This is a genomic window from Shewanella sp. FJAT-51649 (genome assembly GCF_019457435.1).
Taxonomy (GTDB): Bacteria; Pseudomonadota; Gammaproteobacteria; order Enterobacterales; family Shewanellaceae; genus Shewanella; species Shewanella mangrovisoli.
Map to the genome: position 1 here is coordinate 2,375,149 of NZ_CP080411.1, position 19,229 is coordinate 2,394,377.

The following is a 19,229-nucleotide window of genomic DNA, read 5'->3' on the forward strand; positions in this document are numbered from 1 at the left end:
TTGATGATTTCCTTCAATCTCGGCCTTATTTAACGAATTGGGGAGTCGCTAGCGCCATCTTAGTGTGTGGCATAGCCAGATTGGTTTTGATTTCCGTGGTTGAAATCGCTTCGGTGCGGCCTAAGTAAATCACCTGACAAAGGGTGCCGAGGTAATCAAACTTGCCTTGCCAGTCGTCGCCCATGCCGAAGATGTCGACATCTAACGCCACAATATCTTGAGGTTTTTGCTGCCAGTGCGTCTCGGGGATCACTACATCGACGTACTTACAGGCGGCCACCATTTCGGCGCGCTGTTGATAGTTGAAAAAGGCTGCTTTGCCCTTGAGCGCATTAAACTCATCGGTCGAGACGCCGACAATCAGCTTATCGCCCATGGCTTTTAAGCGCTGAAACAATCTCACATGACCATAGTGGAATAAGTCGTAGGTGCCATAAGTGATGATGGTTTTCATTGTCCGTTCCCCCATTCATTGGCGATATTTGGCTGGCTTGCACTAAGTTGATTTGTGCTGGGCTGTTTTGCCGTGGCAGAGCCTGTTGAAGCCACTGATTTAGAAACTAATTGAAAGCACAGTTTGACCACTTGATAGCATTGCGATGCCTTAGGCTTGCTAAGAAATTCCTGCTCAATCAGCCCTTGTTCTTCCTCTGGCAGTTCGGCGCCAAGCAGTTGCAGCGGGCCGTAAACGCCATATAGTGGCGTAGCTTCGCTAAGCTCGGATGCTGAATGCATCTCAGGGGATTGACTGCCTAACAGGAATAATCGCCCTAAACACACTTGATAGAGCTGTGGTAGTAGCGCTAATCCCATGCCTGATGGCGGCAAATTAACGCGCCAGAGTTTAATGGGCTGATACGCAATACTCAGTGCTGGTCTAGACTGGCCGAGAGTCGATGAATGGCATAAGTTCCACAACCAGAGTAATGGCCAGAAGGGTAAACTTAAGCCAAGTAATATCAAGGCAATAAGACGACTCGACCAAGATACATGGGCGTGTAAATTCTGCTCGGTTGAGGCGATAAGCCTAGGGTCATCAACTTCGATAGCTGTATTAAATCCAACATTGATCAGCAGATTTTTACTGATAATGCAGTTATCGACATTCAGCCCTTCACCGACAAAGCTGTTCGTCAGGATCACGCTGTTACTCAGACGACAGTTTTTCTCGATAACACATTGATCGCCAATTATCAGTTGGTCTTGCATATCTACATCGGGGGCTATCCAAGTTTGCTCACCAATCGCGCCCCAGGCGGTATGTTGGTCCAATTTGCCCGTTTGTGCCTTAGCCCCTAGGTGAAAAAACTTGGCATGTCGGCCACTGGGAGTGGGGCGACCAGAAGGAGATAGTCCAGTAAAGCTGCCATCGCCTATGGCTAAATTGGCATTAAGATAGGATTCGAAGGAGTCCAACATGGCGCACTGCCCAGGTAGCGGTTCCATCATGGCATTAGTGACCGTTGGATCTCGTTCTAAGGGCCAATCGAGGAGATACAGATGGTTACAGGCGCTAGGCAATAGCAGCATACCAGGATTGCAGTCGGCCATTATGGGTAACACTAAGTGTAAAGGTCGCTTTAGGCTGTAATCGATAAAGCGTTTAATACAGGGGGAGCGCAGCATATCGCCCCTTACAACGAGATAATCTTGTTCGAAATCCAGTTTTAGTCGTGACATCACGCAATTGATAGACTCTTGTTCTCTGCTGAGGAAGTAATCAATCTTCAATCCCCAACGGCTACCGTCGCCAAGATGCGCCTCGAGTTCTTTGGCATGGCTTGAGATAATCAGTTTTACCTCAACAATCCCGGCATTGGCGACATCTTCTAGGGTGTATTCAATCAGGGCGCGGTTTCCCATGGGGAGTAATGCTGGGCAGTATTGTTTATCCAGCGGTGCCAGTTCGTGTCCATGGCGATTGGCGAAAATAATGGCTTGCATAGTAACCCCCTTAGTAGGCACCACGGCTGAAAATCACGGCGGGTATGGTCTTGATAAGCAAGTACAGATCCGCCATCAAGGATTGTTGGTAGATATAATCCACATCCAACTCAACCTGACGGTCGAAGGGAATGTCGGAGCGACCCGATACTTGCCAGATGCAGGTTATGCCGGGTTTAACTTCTAAGCGGCGGCGATCGCTTGGGCTATATTGCGCGACTTCTCTTGGTAGCGCGGGGCGCGGGCCAACCAGTGACATCTCGCCCTTGAGTACATTCCATAGCTGTGGCAGCTCATCGATGGAGGTTTTACGGATAAATTGACCGACACGGGTGATCCTGGGGTCCTGTTTCATCTTAAATAGGACGCCGCCTTGCATTTCGTTCGCCTGTTGTAAGCTGGCCTGTCGCGCTTCGGCGTCCTGATACATGGAGCGGAATTTCCACATGGTAAAAGGTTGATTCCACTTGCCGACGCGCTGCTGGCAAAACAGCACGGCGCCAGGGGATTCCAATCGAATAAACAGTGCGACGATCAACAGTAGAGGCGATAGCAACAGCATGGCGATGGTCGCGACTAAGATATCGAGGCAACGTTTGACGATGCGGTTCAATAGCAGATGCAAGCGGATGCGTTTACAGCGTTTAAGTGAGCCTGAGTCACTTAAGTTAGGAAACTGGGGCGTAGCGGGTGTTTGTTGTACGTCAGCTTGAGTCTTTGCATTAAGGCTGGCGTTAGCACGCAGTTCTTTGTATACCCGATATAAAAACAGGGGATTACCGATAATGTAGCGGCGCCACATTCTCTTGGGCTCTTGCATTAAGCGCCAGATCCACTCCATGCCGATTTGCCTTAACCAAAGTGGCGCGCGGCTAATACGGTTGGAGTAAAAGTCGAACAGGCCACCCACACCAATACCGACCGCAGGAGTAAGTTTTGCTTGATATTGATTCAACCATAGCTCTTGTTTAGGGGCGCCCATGGCCACCAACAGCACGGCAGCGCCAGATTGATTAATCTTTTTAATCACTTGCTTGGTATCGGCCTCATGGAAATAACCATGGTGGGTGCCTGCAATTTTTAATTGTGGGAAACGACACTGAAGCTGTTCGGCGGCTTGGTGGGCGACTTCTGGCGCGCCGCCCAGAAGATAGAGCGACAGATTGGCCTTAATCAGGCGCTCACATAAGAGTGGCAACATATCTGTACCATTTAAATTGCCCTTGAGATCCACTCCCTGCCAACGGCAAGCCATACGTACACCAATGCCATCGGCAAAAACGGCTTCACATTGATTCAAAATCTGATGGTACTGGGGATCGCAATAGGCTTTGTTTAAACAGTCGGCATTCACAAAGGCAAATGGGGTTAAATGATGTTCAGGATGTTGTGCTTGTTGTACTAGCATGTCGAGCATGCCTGTCATGCTGTGGTTACGCATGGTCACGCCAAAAATCGTGACTTGATTAGTGTGGGATCGTGAAGCAGAGGTCAAAAGGCTATTCAAAATAGCGCTTAGCAGCGCAAAAAAGTAACGGCTTAAGCTCGAATAGGCGATGTTTAAGCTTTGCTCACAGGACTCAAAGTCAATCCCTATCCGGCGCTGCATAGCACTGATGGAAAATATACCCACTCGATCAATACGATTAACTTGAGGTAAATCGACTAAAGGCGTGAAGGCAAATTGGGCTTCAACACCTAATAGGCCGATATCTCCTTTGAGTAAATTAAACAGTTGGGGGAGACGATATCCTGCGCCTTGATAGGCAAATTGCCACAGGCCGATTTGATTACGGCCACCATGCACATACACCCGTTCGAACACGCTTTGTCCCAGTGACTTGCGGTAAAGGTAAACCACAAGAATAAAAGGTGAGCAGAGCAATAGGGCCAGCATCGCAATGGCGCTATCGAATAATCGAATAGACCAGCGTACTTGAGTCGAGTTCTGAGTATTCATCATGACCTCCATGCAGTTTGCTTGATGCCAAGTGGGACGCTCGATAACGGCTTATAGCTGCGCTTGGCAAGAGTCACAAAGCATAATGCAGGCCAGATTAGTAAATCATTTAAAAACAATCACTAAGGAATTAATGCTTTATGGGCTAAGTGGTTTTTTGCAGTTTGCTTTGCAAGCTGCAAATCCATTTGAGATGGAAGTTAGGCTAGGGTGTGGCGATCTCAGGCGCTGTTACTGTCTTAACAATCTCAATCTCAAATGCTCGCAAATAACGTGGTAGAACGAGCGCAATGTAATAGAGACTAACCTACGACAAAAGCAAGGCGGCTCACTGAGCCGCCTTGAATCTGTAAACGATGAATATGTAACGTTTGCTGTCGCGTCGATTTGACTTATTTTAATTGGGTGGTGAGTAAGCTAGCCGTCACACCATCACGTTTGATTTGCATACGTTGGCGATAACCTAGGTACTTTTGGCCAAGGGTTTCGCACATTTGGTATAAACCTCGGGGCATTAACCATTGCAAATAGGCCGCAATCAGTGTGGTGAGGGTACGATTGGTTTCCTTAAGTAAGATCTGTGGTGAAGTAAGCAGTGCTTGATTGACTAAGTTTTTTGCCATACGACCATCGCCTAGGCGAATGGCTTGCCTGGCTAAATAGCGAAGCTGATAGGCTCTGGCAGCATTTTCATGCTTTAACAGGATCTTAGGGGCATAACGGCGTGCCTTAGTGACCATTTGCTCCCAGGATGCCAACTGTTTCACTAAATTTGCCGACAAGCCGCCGTGGTTTAAGCGGTAGTAAGTTAATGGCTCGGGGATCCCCTCCATCTGCCACTCGGTTGTCGCCACAATGCGAAACCAACACTCAATATCCTCCGATTGGCGAAATTGTTCATCAAAATAACAAGTGTAATGTTCGCTGTGGTTCAGTGCTTGGAAGCGAATATCATTTAAGGTCTCGCGGCGGATCACCGGCGCAGAGCCATTGCCCACAGGATTGCGGCACAGCAAATGGCCAGCATCTATGTCTGTGAGCTGCGGCATTTGGTAAAAATTGATCGGGTTACCCCGGTAATCGATAAAGCTTGAACGCGAGAAGCTGATCCCCACCTTGGGCGATTTTTGCAGGTGATCCACATGCAGCTTTAACTTATCCGGATGCCAGAGGTCGTCCGAATCGATAAAGGCCACATAGCGACCAATCGCATGGCGTATGCCGGTATTACGTGCGGCGGCTAAGCCCTTATTCACGGCATGCTGCACGATACGAATGCGGCTGTCGCAAAATTGTTTACAGCGGGCGAGGCTATTATCGGTGGCGCAGTCATTGACTATGATGAGCTCAAAATCCGTAAAACTTTGAGCTAATACAGAGGAAATTGCTTTTGAGACAAAAGCTTCCACATTATAGACTGGCATCACCACAGAGACTGTAGGGATCATAATGAACCTCCTAATGAAGGGGATAAGGTGGGTAAATTCAATTTGAGTGCTATGGGTTTCATCACAAAGTAGGCAAATAGCGGCATACAAATCAGGTAACAGAGGAAGATGCCCATGGCGACGCCTTTCAGCCCCCATAGGGTGCCTAGGCTGATACTCAGGGCCAGTAGGCCAATAAAGCCGACATTTGAGACTAAATTCAGCTTACTCAGCTCGCAGGAGATCAGTAGTTGACTCGCGGCTTCACCCAAGGGACGCGTTAAACCACTTAAACAGAGCAGAATAAATACTGGGAGTGCGCCAGCCTCAAGCCAGTGTTGGCCATACACCAAGGGTAAATACCAAGGGGCGAGCGCGCTTTGTAAGCCTATGATAGGCAAGGTCACCAGCATGATACTCAGCAGGCCGTGGCGGTATTTAAGCAGTGGATCTTCACCATCACTCTGGCAAAGATGGGAGTAAAAAGCGGTGCCAAAGCTTTGAATTAACCCTAAGCTAATACCAAGACTGGTATTGACCGCAAAAAAATAGATCCCAAGCGCCTCGACACCTAAAAAGTAACCCACTAATAAATAATCAATATTTTGTCTTAGGGCGAGGCAAAGATCCCCAAGCGCCACCTGAGTACCAAAGCGAAATAGTGATTTACATTGGTTTAAGTTTATCTGGGAGAAAGTACGGGCGAATGGGGCAGTGTGAATATTTTGGATGCCAGAATGCTGCCGATGCACGGCTACCCAAATCAACACCACCAGCACTTTAGGCAGAATAATCCCCCAGATCCCTAAGCCGCATAACGCTAAGATAGCGGTGAGCACACTGTCGGCCACCGTCTGCCACAGGTTGGCTTTGGCGACGATACGCATCTTATTTTGGCGTAGGTTGGCGGCGGCATGCAGCATGCCAAAGGGGAGAAGCAAATAGCTTGTTGCCATGAGTATCATAGGCTTCACTATCTGTGCATCTTGATAGTAAATCGCTAACAGGCCACTGAGTAAGCTCAAGGCAACAAAAGACAGTACACACACAAAAATATTGATCAGATTGGCGCTGGCGAGATGATCTGCAAAGGCGCTATCGTCCATCTTGATCAGTGATGCCGAGGTGATCCTGCGAATAAAAATGCTGACTATTTCAAAACTGGTCAGAATGATCGCGACTTGGCCAAAGACCTCGGGGGTAAGTAAACGGGCTAAGATGATGCTGCAACCAAGGCGCACAATACGACCGCCGACTTGGGCAGAGCCTAACCACAGTATGCTGCTGCCCAATTGGCGGATACCTTGGTTGTGCTTAAGGGTTTGTATCCATGCCCATCTGCTCATCGCAACACCTATCAGTTAAGAGTGCCTATGTTGACTATTCAGTTTCTATGCCAGCTTGTTAATTTTTATTTTCTAGTTTAAAAACATATTGTTAGGCTATTTATAATGAAAATGCATATTAGGGCGGCGGTTTGATTTGCGGCCGATTGCAAAATGCAAATCAAGTTGCAACGGCCATGTGTATTGAAAGGACAAGGAAAAAACTAACGAAGGGAGTTCAGTCAGCACTTGTTTGAGTGGTTTCTGATGATTGCTGTCATGGTTGTTGTGATGGTTCCTGTAATAAGCTCTTATGGCGAAGACTTGCCACTTGCTTTGCTTGATTGTGGGCAATCCCGAGCACGATTAATCCTGGCCAGAAGAGATAGGCGAGGATCTCTAAATTTTCGCCAAAGGTGTAAAGCAGCAAAATCATCAGTACCGCCATTCCGACCGCCGACAGTCTGGATTGCATCAAACTAGGTAGAAGACTGAGCACACTGACAAATAAGGCTACCGCCAGCGCGAAGGCGCCAACGATTCCCTTCACAAACAATAGACCGTACCAAGTGTGGTGCGAGCCAATCGGCATATACTCCACCATATGGGGGCCGCGCTCGACAATGCCATGGCCCCAGACAATCGCCTCGTTCGCCCAGCGCTCGAGGGCGATTTGGCCGAGGGCCTCACGCACTCGAGTCGAATCGGCTCTGGCGGCTTTAACACTGTGAATACTGGCTTCGATGCTAGACAGTACCGACTCGCCAAAAATACCTGCCAATAGAAAAACCGGACTCACCAATAAGTACAGCCAAGGGGATTTGGCGTAGCGAATAAAGTTGAAATAACAGACGAGGGCGAGGCAGCAGAGGATGGCGAGTCTGGATTGGGAGATAAGCACCATCAAGATACTGCCAGCTAAGCCATAGACTCGATAACGCTTATTGGTTTCCTGCAGGGCAAATAGAAAATAAAAGTTACCCACCATGCCAAGCGCGGGAGCCCAAGGGGTAAATAGGCGCCATCTTGGCATGCCGCTGCCAGGGTCGATTTCATACAGGCTGACGGCGAAAAACTCAGGCCCTGGTCCGCCAACAATGCTTAAGGGAGAGACATACAAGGTTGTCGGCAAGTGAAGCAGCCAAGCAAGTACAAACAGCGGAAACAATATCAAGGTATGTTTGCCGACGACGCAGCAGGCGCGGTAAATCAGCTGTGGCCGAATTTGCAGACCGCCAACCAGCGGAAATACCGCCAATAGCGCCCAGCCCTTAGCCCAACCTATGGAGGATTTAATCAGTTGGGCTATGCCTAAATGCTCTACCAGATGGCCTATCACTAATGCCAGTAGCATCAATAACATGGCAAATATCCAACTCACTATCGGTAACGAAATCCGGCACCCTTCGGCGTAAAACAGCAGTCTGCCGAGCATCCGCAGCACTAAGATCCAACCGATCACTGGAGCAACCAAATACATGGCACCTAAAAACCAAAAGAAGTAGGTGCCTGTAATGGCGAGCCAGACTAGTCGTTCGTCAGAATTTTCTGGAGTATAGGTTTGCGTATCCATAGTATGCTCAATCCGACAATGACCATCATTGAGGCGGCGATGCCACCCACTAAGGTTAAAATTAAGCCCAGTTTGTCAGGCTTCTCGGGGCGAGTCGGTGCTGCAAACAGCTGTAATAACGGGTAAGCGGAAAAGATGTCGGCTTTACCCACATCAATTTTAGCAATGGCGGAAGTAAACACCGCGGTCGCAAGTTGATGATCTCGGTGTAAATCCTCGAGCTTGGCGGCATCGTCATTGCTGTGCTTGAGCCGGGTTTCCCATTCATCTATCTGGGTGCTCAGGGACGCCAGCTCATGGGTTAAGCCTTCGTTTTCGGTGGTGATATTTATCAGCTTTTGCATCAGTTCTGCGCGGCCATCGATATCGTCAACGGAGAGGATCAACATCAACTTAGGATCGCAGCGCATGAGCAATTTTTGGCAGCGACTATGTAGCGCGTCCAACATGGTTTTTTGCTCTGTCTTGGCGGTCAGCACTTGGGGATGTTGCTCACCAAAGTGACCATTAAGGCCCACAAGCAGCGCGGTAGACTCGGTATATTTAACTAAGAGTTGTTGGAACAGCTGATCGTTTTTCAGCTTAAGCAAATCAGTGGACTGACTCGCCGTTAGGGATAAGTCGGCTTCCAACAGTTGCTGACTGGCAAGGCCGCCATTGAGTTTAGCGGTCAGATTGACTTGGCTTTGGCGTAAATGCTCAATGGTGACCGCAACTTCCTTAAATTGATCTAGCGATACTAACCCCGTCTTAGATTGGAAGGCGACAATATTCGCCTGACTCTGATGCACTTTATCGGCAAAGCTCTCAAGCCCCATTCTGACGCCGTTTTCGCGAATATGGATTTCATCGATTCTCAGGTGTGAGAGTGTACCCTGTAGCGTGCGATAATGTGCCCAGGCTTTTTGCTCGGCAAGCTCGGCGCTATTGGCACTGATACTAAACTCCATTAATCCCGTTTGACTGGGGAGCTTTAATTTTGGCGTGCCCAAAGCTGAGGCCTTAAGATTTAACTGGGCGGCTGCGTCACTTAATAATTTGTCGCTTAGCGCGATGGCCTTATAGTTTTCCCGCGGGTCGATGGCAGAACTCAGGTAAGGAGAACTGCTCGAACTGCTGGCTTGGCCCAAACTGTCGAGACTTACGACCGCCCCCGCGCCGGCGCCGGGTAAAATCAGCACCCATTTGCAGGTATAGCGGGTTGGGGTGATGACGATAACAAGGCCTGTGATCAGCCAAATCACCGCTAATGCCGATAGCACGGTCTTTAGATACAACTTACGGCGCGCGGGGGCGGGCAAGCTGCTGCCATTGACCAGCGCGCGCTTTAACCACAGTAGAGGGTAGCCTTCCTGAGATGCTTTCATGATCAATTCTCCCTCGCAAATCATCCTAAGAGTGGCGTCACCTGCCACCCAAGCGCTTGTTCCGAGCTACAGCAAACCGAGTAAACTTGCGGGCACCAATAAGTCGGTTAGACTGCGCGCAATCTCACGCACATTGGTCACGCCAGAGTCATAGCAGGCGATACCATCTCCAGGGAGCAATACCGGGTTCATTTGTGGCTGCCAAGAATCACGGATTAAGCTGTCGAGTGAGCGCTCGACGATATCGGTTTGGTCTGAAAGCGGATTGCGGGTCACTAGCAACACATGACGACTGGCGTTGGTGCTTTGGGCACCGCCGACACAGTTAGCCGCTATCGCGCCAGTGAGTAAACGTGTGCCGTAGGGAAAACGTGTCGCTTCGGTATCTACCGCCGATTGCGAGTTACTGCTCGCGGGTTGGGTTAAGTTGGAAATAAACACGCGGATCCCAGGTGCGGTGATTTGCGAGGGACGCACGAGTTTGTCCTCAAAATGCCGAGAACTTGGGACAAAGATTTGATCGCCAGCACTTAAGAGGAAACGTGGCACTTGGGTGCCGCTGATCACGCCGGATAAATCCAGTAAAAAATGCTGTTGGCCGCGGATCACTCGTACTTGACGGATTTCTGCGTCGGGTCTCACCCCTCCGGAGGCGCGAAGGGCGGCGGCTATGGTGCGATCGCTTGCCTGATCGCCGCTATGGCTCTTGTCATCATCCTTAATCTCGGTATCGGACTTTTGGTTGATAAAGTGCTGCCCCGGTTCAAATACCGAGCCCAATACTGTGATTTCAACCGGCGCCCAGGCGATGGGACTGATATTAACCCGCACGCTGCTGGCTTGCATTAATTGCTCGCTGACTAAGGTTTGGCTTATACGCTGCTTGAGGGTGGCGATTGTTAAACCTTGCGCATTAATCGGCGGTAAATAGGGCAGATAGATTTGGCCGTTGGCATCAATCTCCACATCGGCACTGAAATCCTCGCCATTAAGGATCCCCACACGCAATTTATCACCAACGGAGAGCTGTGCATCGAGGACGGCCGTATCGCTGAATGTGGCGCTAATGCTTTGAACTTCACTTGGATTAAGACTGACGTTCTCAGCCTGCGCCGTTAACAACTGTTGATCTGCTTGACGCAGATACGAAGTTTGCGGACCGAAGTAGTGACAATATTCTCCGGCCTGTTGCTGACAGAGTTGATCCTGAGTCGTGCGTAGGGGAGTGACGCAAGCCGTTAACAAGCAGATAGCGGCGCCGATAGCCACTTGTGGCAAGGATAAATGGCATTTACCTGCGATATGGCCCAAATGGCTGAGTGTTAACCTTTCCATAATATCACTCCCTCTTAGCTAAACCCTGTACGATGCGCTAGTGGCAACTAAAGTGCGCGATGGCTGCATCTTGATTTTCATAGATGCTGAAAATCTGGTGTAAGCGTGTCAGTTCAATCAGGGCGCGCACATGGGCCGAAGGAGACAAAAGCAATATTTCACCATCATGCTGCTGTGCCCGTTTAAGAGCGGAGATCAATACCGACAAGCCGCTAGAGTCGATGTATTTCACTTGTTCAAGATTGATGATTAGGCGGTTAGTGTTCTGCTCCATATGGCGTAATAGCGCGGCCCTGTGAGTGGGCGTATTGGCCATCATCATCTCTGTGGGAAATATCACTAGGCTCGCGTTGTATTTTTCGAGTGGGAAGAATTTCATGATAATCACCTCTGGCTGCCAGTTAATATTGAAACCGCAGTAACATATAGGCATTTATCAGGCCAATATTTATAATTAATAAATTCAATCAGTTAACTTGGCAAAGGTATTAAGGATAGAGCTAGGTTTGAAAATGCATTGCAATTTGCAATTGGAAAGCGCTACGAACATGAAACGAAACCTAGCGGTGGAAATTCCCGCCGCTAGGTATGATGGAAATGATCTTTAGTGATGACGCAGTAAGGTTAACCTCAGATGTGAACCGAGCACTGTGGTCTGAAACCGCACCGCATCCATCCAGTTATACATGATCCATAAGCCTCTGCCATGCTCGCTCAGTTGGTCAGGACATTGGTCGAAGGAAACCTTAGGCACCACGGGCGAGCGGTCCAGTAAATCGACGATAATCCGGTCATGATTACAGTGAACAATCAATACGATGGGCTCACGGGAATCTTCGGTGTGATTTATCACATTACTGACCGCCTCGAGTATGCAGGTAATGACTTTAAATCGTTGGCGCTCATGTACATTTTGCATCAGCATAAACTGCTCTAATTCAGAGCAAAAAGGCTGTTGACTCCATTGCTCATGGGTGAGGTTAAACTGCAAGCTGTTCATAATGCCTCCAAAGCCGCATTGGCATAGTTGGCTGACGGGTAGGTAATTAACATCATCGAAATATCATCTTGAGTTGTGCCACCTTGCCAGAGTTGCAAGGCATGGCTCAAATGATGCAGCAAGGCTTCATCGCTCAAGCTGTTGGCTTTCGAGCACAGGGTTTGCAAACGCGCTTGGCCGAAAAAACCGAACTTGGGGTGTTGGCACTCATAGGTACCATCGGAAAATAACAACAAGCGACTGCCAGGTAAGAGGGTGACTAGCTGATCTTGATACTGCACGGCGCCATGGATCCCAAGCGGTAACTCAGTGTCGAGGGGCAAGGGCTCGCAGCCAGTCTCGGTGAGCAGTAACGGCGCGGGATGGCCGGCGCTACACAGCCTTAGTTCACCCGTCAGCGTATTGATCTTGCCGAGTAACAGAGTCACAAAGCGACCAGTATTGTCAGGATCGCTTAGCTCGCGATTAACCTGATTCACTATCTCTTGGGGCGATAACCCGCACCAATCGGTACGTTCCATCGACAGACGTTGGGCAAGGCTGACACTCTGCAGCGCGGCGGCGACTCCATGACCCGCGGCATCAATCAGATAAAACCCGAGCTGATCGTCGCCAAGATCGAAACATTGATAGAGATCGCCAGCAAGATAACTCGCGGGCTGAAACTCATGGTGTAACTGCCAGCCCCTTGGCAAGGTTTTACTGCGGGGCAGTAATTCTCGCTGCACCTTAGCGGCAGAAAACAAATCCTGTTTTATGGTGCTGAGCAAAGCGGATTCTTTCGCAAGCCCTTGCTGTAGCAGTTGATTGTTACGGCTCAAGTTATGTTGCAGCTGCACGATACGCATCGCGGCTAACATCCTAACCTTTAACAGTTCCGGTAGAAAAGGCTTACAGATAAAGTCATCGGCGCCCGCTTCAATACCTAACACTATATCGGCAGTCTGATTATTAGCCGTCAGCAGGATCACAAAGGGCGGCAGATGATTATTTTTAACGATTTGGCACAGTTCGATGCCGCTCATCTCAGGCATGCGCCAATCGCTGACTAAAATATGCACTTCATTCTGCTGCAAGTAATCCAGCGCAGCCTTACCGTTACTGCGACTCTCCACCAACCAACCAAACTGTCTTAGCAGGTGAGTGATATAAAAGCGCTCGCAATCTGTGTCTTCCACGACCAGCACAGACAAAGTAACGGCTTGAATCGATGTGAGCGAAGAGAGCGGCATAGTCTGACTCCTGCAAAGGGAATATTCTCGAATAGCAAGAGCTATGCCCATTTAAAAAAAGCCAACTAATTGAGGTTGATACTGCAAAGGATCGCCGAAAAGCGCAGGCTTAAGACTGATTTTTGCCATCTTGTTGCAAAATGCAAAACCCTCATCCATAGTGAGTTTATCTCAGGCGAAATGTTCTCCAAGGTGATTGTTTTTATTGATGGTATTTTTTATGGCACAGGGGTTGCTGATGCAGCATAGGGGCAAAGTGTTTTATGCCCTGTATGTAGAATGCATATCATTGAAAAAAGGACATTTAGCATGGCTCAGTTTTCCAGATTGTGCGCCAAGGCAGCGCCTAATAATGCCATAAAATGGCAGCTTATCTATCTGATAATCATAGTAATGGCTTGGGTATCGCCGACTTATGCGCAGGATACCAATCCCCCTGTTCCCCCTAAACCGACGCTGATTTTTGGCGTAGTACCCCAGCAGTCGGCCACTCAACTCGCAAAGCTGTGGCCACCGATCCTCGCCGCCTTATCCGAAAATGCAAATTATCAATTGCAATTTGCAACGGCACCCGACATTCCCACCTTTGAGCGGCGGCTCAAGGCAGGGGAGTACGATATTGCCTACATGAATCCCTATCACTATGTGGTGTTTCATGACAGCCCGGGTTATTTGGCCTTAGCGCGTGAAAAGGATAAAAAGCTCAAAGGGTTGCTTGTGGTGCGCAAGGATTCTCCCATCAAATCGTTAGCCCAATTAGAGGGAAAAACCTTGGCTTTTCCGGCGCCCGCCGCATTTGCAGCCAGTGTGCTACCTCGGGCACATCTACAGCAAGCCAATCTTAATGTGCAGGTAAAATATGTAGGCTCCCATGACTCAGTATATTTAGCCGTACTGCAAGGGCTTGTCGATGCGGGGGGCGGTGTACAGCGCACCTTTAATAATTTGAGTGAGGCACAAAAACAGCAATTAACGGTATTGTGGCAAACGCCGACCTATACGCCTCATGCTATTGCAACGCATCCACGAGTATCGGCGGCGCAGCGTCAAATGTTACTCGAGCGGTTAATGGCACTCTCGACGACTGCGCAGGGCAAAACCTTATTAGAATCGGTGGATTTTTCAGCGTTTACTGCGGCAGAAGATCAGGATTGGGATGATGTCCGCTCGCTCAAACTCGGCTCCTTAACCAAACCGCTCGGGGAGAAATAGTGTGTCGTTTAGACTGAAAACAATTTTAGGGATCGCCTTAATCGAAGGTTTATTACTGTTTTTGCTGGTGTATACCAGCATTAACTACCTTAAGTTGTCTAATCAGTCACAAATTGAAAAACGGGCCGAAACCACATTAACGCTGTTCTCTGTGTCGGCGCAGGATGCGGTGATCAGTAACGATCTGGCGACATTACATTCGTTAATTCAAGAGCTGTTAAGCCACAGTGAAGTCTTATATGTAACGGTTTCAGATCAGAGCCGCATTTTGGCCTATGGCGGCGCCGATAAATACATTCAGGTTTCGCATCAAGCGGATAAACATCTGGATCAAGTCAAAGATGGGATCTTCGATCTCGAATATCCCATTGAAGTCAATGGCTATCTGTTCGGCAAAGTGAACATGGGGTTTGAGACCCAGAGCCTTGATAATCTGGTTAATACTGTGACACAACAGATCCTCTCAATCGCTGGGGTTGAAATGCTGCTGGTGGCCTTGTTTTCATTGCTGCTTGGGCATTACCTCACCCGTAACTTAACTCAGCTAACCAGTGCTTCGAAACGCATTCTCGCGGGCGAGATTGGGGTGAGGGTGCCTGTCAAAGGCAAGGATGAAATCGCCCAGATGACCCGCGCCTTTAACAATATGGTCGATAAAGTCGATGCTAGGACTAAGGCATTAGAGGCGGCAAATATCCGCCTCAACACCATTCTTGAGTCGGCGGTCGATGGCTTTGTGATCATCAATGAATTCGGCATCATTACCGACATCAACCCCGCCGTCAGTCGACTCTTTGGTTATGCCCATAATGAACTGATTGGCCAGAATGTATCGATTTTTATGCCGTTCGACCAAAGGCCGCTGCACGATGGCTACATTCAGCAGTACTTTACGACCCATGTTGCCAAAATCATCGGCACCAGCCGCGAGTTAACGGCGCAACGTAAGGACGGCCAGCTATTTCCCATCGCCTTATCCGTGTCCCAAATGAGCATCGATAATCGGGCGATGTTTATCGGTTTAGTCAAAGACTTATCCGAAGCGAAACGCAAAGAAATCGCCGCGGCGAAAACCGAGTCAGTGCTGCTTGCTACCTTAGCGGCGAGCCAAGATTGCTTAATAACCATCGATATGTCGGGCAAAGTCATTGAATTTAACCTCGCGGCCACCAGACTGTTTGGTTATAGCCGCGAGGAAGCTGTCGGCGCCTTATTGGAGGATTTAATTATCCCCGAAGACAAACATCATGGGCACCAACAGGGGATGGCGCGTTATCGGAAAACGGGGAAAGGCCATATTCTCAATAAACGGGTCGAATTACTTGCGCGCTGTAAGGCGGGCAATCTAATTCCCATCGAGCTTGAGGTGGTGCCGATCCAACTCGGGGATGAAGTGCTGTTTACGGCATTTTTGCGGGATATTTCTGAGCGCAAAGCCAACGAGCAAAAACTGCAGCAGGCAAAAGAACAAGCCGAGCAGGGCAGTAAAGTGAAGTCGCGTTTCTTAGCCACCATGAGCCATGAGATCCGCTCACCACTGAACGCGATTTTAGGCGGGGTGGAATTGTTACTCGACTCATCCTTAAGTAAAGACCAACGCATTCATGCCAATATCGCGCGGGAGGCGGGCAGTGCTTTGCTGCATACGATTAACGATATCTTGGACTTTTCGAAGATTGAAGCCGGGCAGATGGTGCTAGAGTCCCATGAGTTTGAGCCAGATAAACTGGTCGCTCAAGTGCTGCAAATTCTTGAGCCCAAAGCCTTCGAAAAGGGGTTAGAGCTGGTCAGTTTTGTGAATCGAAATGTGCCAAGAACCGTGGTTGGCGATCAGCAGCGTTTACGCCAAGTGCTGCATAATCTCGTCGATAATGCGATTAAGTTTACTGCATCCGGCACCATCACTGTGGAAATGTGGATCCCAGACAATCACCAAACCGAGGTGCAACTCTACTGCCGTGTCACAGATTCAGGTATTGGTATTTCTGCGGAGGCGCAAAGCAAACTATTCAAAGAATTTAGCCAAGTACACGATACCCATAACACAAACTACAAGGGTACAGGCCTAGGTTTGGCCATCTGTAGCGAGCTTATCACTATGATGGGCGGCACGATTGAGCTGCAAAGTGAACTTGGTCAGGGCAGTCGCTTTACTTTTTATGTGTCTTTGCAATTGCTTGAGGGGAATTTTTGCCATAGTCATTATTTCCCCGCCCATTCTCGGGTTCTGCTTGCCCACCATGATGCAACTTGGCTATCGCTCGTCTCGAAACAATATTCGCAATACGGAGTAGAGACGGTTGAAGTCATGGACTGGTCATCAATCAAACGGACGAAAAAAATAAAAGGTCAATTCAACCTGATTTTGCTCGACGAAAGCTTCTTTTTGGATGTAAACGAACAGAATGTCAATCGCTTAAGGCAAGCGCATTTAACCGCCGATGGTTCTATGGTGGCCTTGGTATCGGGTATGAGCACCGAAATAACCCATTCGCTCGCTACTTTAGGGTTAGATCAAGTCGTCAATAAGCCCCTAAGCCGCGCCATGCAGTTAGCACTCTTGAGTAAAGATGCGCTGGCGAATGAGTTTGAAGAGGAATATGTGGCCCAAGAGAAATTCCAAGGCCATATCCTCCTCGCCGAAGACAGTCCCGCGAACCAAATTATTGCCGGAACCATGCTCACCAAGGCGGGGTTTGATATCACTTATGCCTGCAACGGGCTTGAAGCGGTTAAGTTGGTCGCCGAAAAGCCCTTCGATCTCGTCTTGATGGATGTACGTATGCCCGAGATGGATGGACTCGAGGCCACGGAAGTCATCCTGCAAAATCACCCTGAGCAAGTTATTCTGGCGATGTCGGCCAATGTGATGAAAGAAGAGATAGAGCATTGCTATCAAGTCGGGATGAAGGACTTTATCGCTAAGCCCGTCAAACAAAAGACCTTACTGCATGCCATTCAAAAATGGTTGCCCAATGCCGTTGTCAGCTTACAAAACTCACCGAAACCCGCGGAAAATACAGCGAGTTTACTCGATGAGCCGCTCCTTGCGGAGCTTGAACATACCTTAGGTAAAGCGAGTCTATCGAACATGATGGCGATCTTCTGCGATGAATTGGCGCAGCGGCTCAATCAGTTAAGCGAACTCGAATCGACGCAAGTGGACGAGATTGAAGATCAAGCGCACACTCTAAAAAGCAGTTCAGGCAGTTTTGGGGCGACGGCGCTGTTCTTACTAGCTCAGAAATTAGAAGCCTGTGCCCGTCAGCAACAACTCGGTGCCATTCCCGAGCTGATGGCACAGATTGATGTCCTCGGAAAACAGACTCACAGCCTATTAACGGAACGATTTATTCAATAGGGATAGCTATGAATTATTCAGCATTATTGGTTGAAGACAGTATGTCACTCGGTGCGCTCTATACGGAGTATTTGCGCGCGGAGGACATTAATGTAACCCATGTGCATTACGGCGCGGATGCCCTAAAGGAATTATCGAACTGGCAGCCCGATCTGTTAATTCTCGATATTAAGCTGCCGGATATGTCGGGGCTCGATATCCTCAAGCAAGTGCAGCACAGTCATCCCCATATCAGCACCATTATGATCACCGCCCACGGCAGCATCGACATTGCCATCGATGCGATGCGCTCAGGGGCGTTCGATTTTTTAGTTAAACCCTTCGATGCCAAGCGACTATCAATAACGGTGCGTAATGCCCTTAAACAAAAGCAATTACTCGAGCTTGTGACTCAGTATGAAAACAGCTTGCCGAAGGGTCATTACCAAGGGTTTATCGGCGATTCGCTGGCGATGCAGAGCGTGTACAAAACCATTGATTGTGTCGCCAACAGTAAGGCATCGGTTTTTATTATGGGGGAGAGTGGTACGGGTAAAGAAGTGTGTGCCCAAGCCATTCACCAAGTCGGCAATCGCGCCGACAAACCCTTTATCGCCTTAAACTGCGCATCAATCCCGAAAGAACTGATTGAAAGCGAAATTTTTGGCCACTGCAAAGGAGCATTCACCGGCGCCCATAACAATCGGGATGGCGCCGCGACCCGAGCCGACGGCGGCACCTTGTTCCTCGACGAAATCTGCGAAATGGATTTAGAACTACAGAGCAAATTACTGCGGTTTATCCAAACGGGGACCTTTCAACGGGTGGGCGGCTCTAAAGAAGAGCATGTGGATATTCGTTTTATCAGTGCGACCAATCGCGAGCCCTGGGAAGAAGTCAAACTTGGGCATTTCCGTGAGGATTTGTTTTATCGCCTGCATGTTATTCCTATTGAACTGCCGCCCCTGCGCGCACGTGGGAATGACGTGCTCTTGTTGGCCAAACAATTATTAAAAACCTATAGCAAAGAAGAAGGTAAAAAGTTTATCGACTTTAATCCACAAGCTGCAGCCATGCTACAAGCCTATGATTGGCCAGGCAATGTAAGGCAACTACAGAACGTGATCCGTCAGATTGTGGTACTCAATGACGCAAGCCATGTCGAGCCAAGTATGTTCCCCGTACCGCTAAAGCCGCTAGCACAGCCTCAAACAAAAGTTCAGCTGCAGACCAAGATGCAGGTCGAAACGACAAAACTGGACATTGATACACCCGTTCAAGTGGCGAGCCGCGAATTATCGGCAGAGTCTACGCAAGAGGCGCATACACAAACTGCTGAGCAACAGCGGATCCAACCGCTTTGGTTAACCGAGAAGCAAACGATAGAAGGGGCGATTGCCCTGTGCGATGGTAATGTCCCTAAAGCGGCCGCACTGCTGGACATTAGCCCATCGACCATTTATCGCAAACGTATGACATGGGAAGAACAAGCGGAACGTTCAAGCTAATAATTG

14 protein-coding genes are annotated in these 19,229 nt (G+C 48.9%); 3 read left to right on the forward strand and 11 right to left on the reverse strand.

From position 1 onward, the window contains the following. Nucleotides 1–25: 25 nt before the first annotated feature. From K0H59_RS10590 to K0H59_RS10640, 11 genes are all read right to left on the reverse strand, one after another. Entirely contained in the window at nucleotides 26–454 is a 429-nt protein-coding gene (locus K0H59_RS10590; RefSeq protein WP_220055504.1) for an adenylyltransferase/cytidyltransferase family protein, read from the reverse strand. After that, complete coding sequence (locus K0H59_RS10595; protein ID WP_220055505.1) at nucleotides 451–1,944, reverse strand: sugar phosphate nucleotidyltransferase; 1,494 nt, start codon at nucleotides 1,942–1,944, stop codon at nucleotides 451–453. Before K0H59_RS10595 ends, K0H59_RS10590 begins: the two co-directional genes overlap by 4 nt. Before the next feature lie 10 nt (nucleotides 1,945–1,954). Continuing rightward, entirely contained in the window at nucleotides 1,955–3,904 is a 1,950-nt protein-coding gene (locus K0H59_RS10600) for an exopolysaccharide biosynthesis polyprenyl glycosylphosphotransferase (RefSeq protein ID WP_220055506.1), read from the reverse strand. 392 nt (nucleotides 3,905–4,296) lie between these two features. Then, a complete protein-coding gene (locus K0H59_RS10605; protein WP_220055507.1) occupies nucleotides 4,297–5,352 on the reverse strand; it encodes a glycosyltransferase family 2 protein in 1,056 nt (351 codons plus the stop codon). Continuing rightward, entirely contained in the window at nucleotides 5,349–6,677 is a 1,329-nt protein-coding gene (locus tag K0H59_RS10610; protein WP_220055508.1) for an oligosaccharide flippase family protein, read from the reverse strand. Before K0H59_RS10610 ends, K0H59_RS10605 begins: the two co-directional genes overlap by 4 nt. Nucleotides 6,678–6,933: 256 nt before the next feature. After that, entirely contained in the window at nucleotides 6,934–8,229 is a 1,296-nt protein-coding gene (locus tag K0H59_RS10615; protein WP_220055509.1) for an O-antigen ligase family protein, read from the reverse strand. Further along, nucleotides 8,184–9,596: an exopolysaccharide biosynthesis protein gene (locus K0H59_RS10620; RefSeq protein ID WP_220055510.1), complete on the reverse strand. Its 1,413-nt coding sequence runs from the start codon at nucleotides 9,594–9,596 to the stop codon at nucleotides 8,184–8,186. The genes K0H59_RS10615 and K0H59_RS10620 overlap by 46 nt, the downstream gene beginning before the upstream one ends. 66 nt (nucleotides 9,597–9,662) lie before the next feature. Then, entirely contained in the window at nucleotides 9,663–10,931 is a 1,269-nt protein-coding gene (locus K0H59_RS10625) for a polysaccharide biosynthesis/export family protein (RefSeq protein ID WP_220055511.1), read from the reverse strand. Between the two features lie 37 nt (nucleotides 10,932–10,968). Further along, the gene (locus K0H59_RS10630; protein WP_220055512.1) at nucleotides 10,969–11,310 is read right to left on the reverse strand and encodes an STAS domain-containing protein; all 342 of its coding nucleotides are present in this window, start codon (nucleotides 11,308–11,310) and stop codon (nucleotides 10,969–10,971) included. Nucleotides 11,311–11,535: 225 nt separating this feature from the next. Next, nucleotides 11,536–11,931 carry an ATP-binding protein gene (locus tag K0H59_RS10635; RefSeq protein ID WP_220055513.1) on the reverse strand — a complete coding sequence of 132 codons (396 nt, stop codon included), beginning with the start codon at nucleotides 11,929–11,931 and terminating at the stop codon, nucleotides 11,536–11,538. Continuing rightward, nucleotides 11,928–13,163 carry a PP2C family protein-serine/threonine phosphatase gene (locus K0H59_RS10640; RefSeq protein ID WP_220055514.1) on the reverse strand — a complete coding sequence of 412 codons (1,236 nt, stop codon included), beginning with the start codon at nucleotides 13,161–13,163 and terminating at the stop codon, nucleotides 11,928–11,930. Before K0H59_RS10640 ends, K0H59_RS10635 begins: the two co-directional genes overlap by 4 nt. Nucleotides 13,164–13,472: 309 nt before the next feature. Between K0H59_RS10640 and K0H59_RS10645 the strand changes: the two genes are divergently transcribed. Genes K0H59_RS10645 through K0H59_RS10655 form a run of 3 tightly spaced genes read left to right on the forward strand, consistent with a single transcriptional unit; the run spans nucleotide 13,473 to nucleotide 19,223 of the window. Continuing rightward, complete coding sequence (locus K0H59_RS10645; protein ID WP_220055515.1) at nucleotides 13,473–14,375, forward strand: phosphate/phosphite/phosphonate ABC transporter substrate-binding protein; 903 nt, start codon at nucleotides 13,473–13,475, stop codon at nucleotides 14,373–14,375. 1 nt (nucleotide 14,376) lies between these two features. Beyond that, nucleotides 14,377–17,736 (forward strand): PAS domain S-box protein, encoded by a 3,360-nt coding sequence (locus tag K0H59_RS10650; protein ID WP_220055516.1) that lies wholly within the window; start codon nucleotides 14,377–14,379, stop codon nucleotides 17,734–17,736. Nucleotides 17,737–17,744: 8 nt separating this feature from the next. Further along, nucleotides 17,745–19,223, forward strand: a complete 1,479-nt coding sequence (locus K0H59_RS10655; protein WP_220055517.1) for a sigma-54 dependent transcriptional regulator — start codon at nucleotides 17,745–17,747, stop codon at nucleotides 19,221–19,223. Nucleotides 19,224–19,229: the final 6 nt, after the last annotated feature.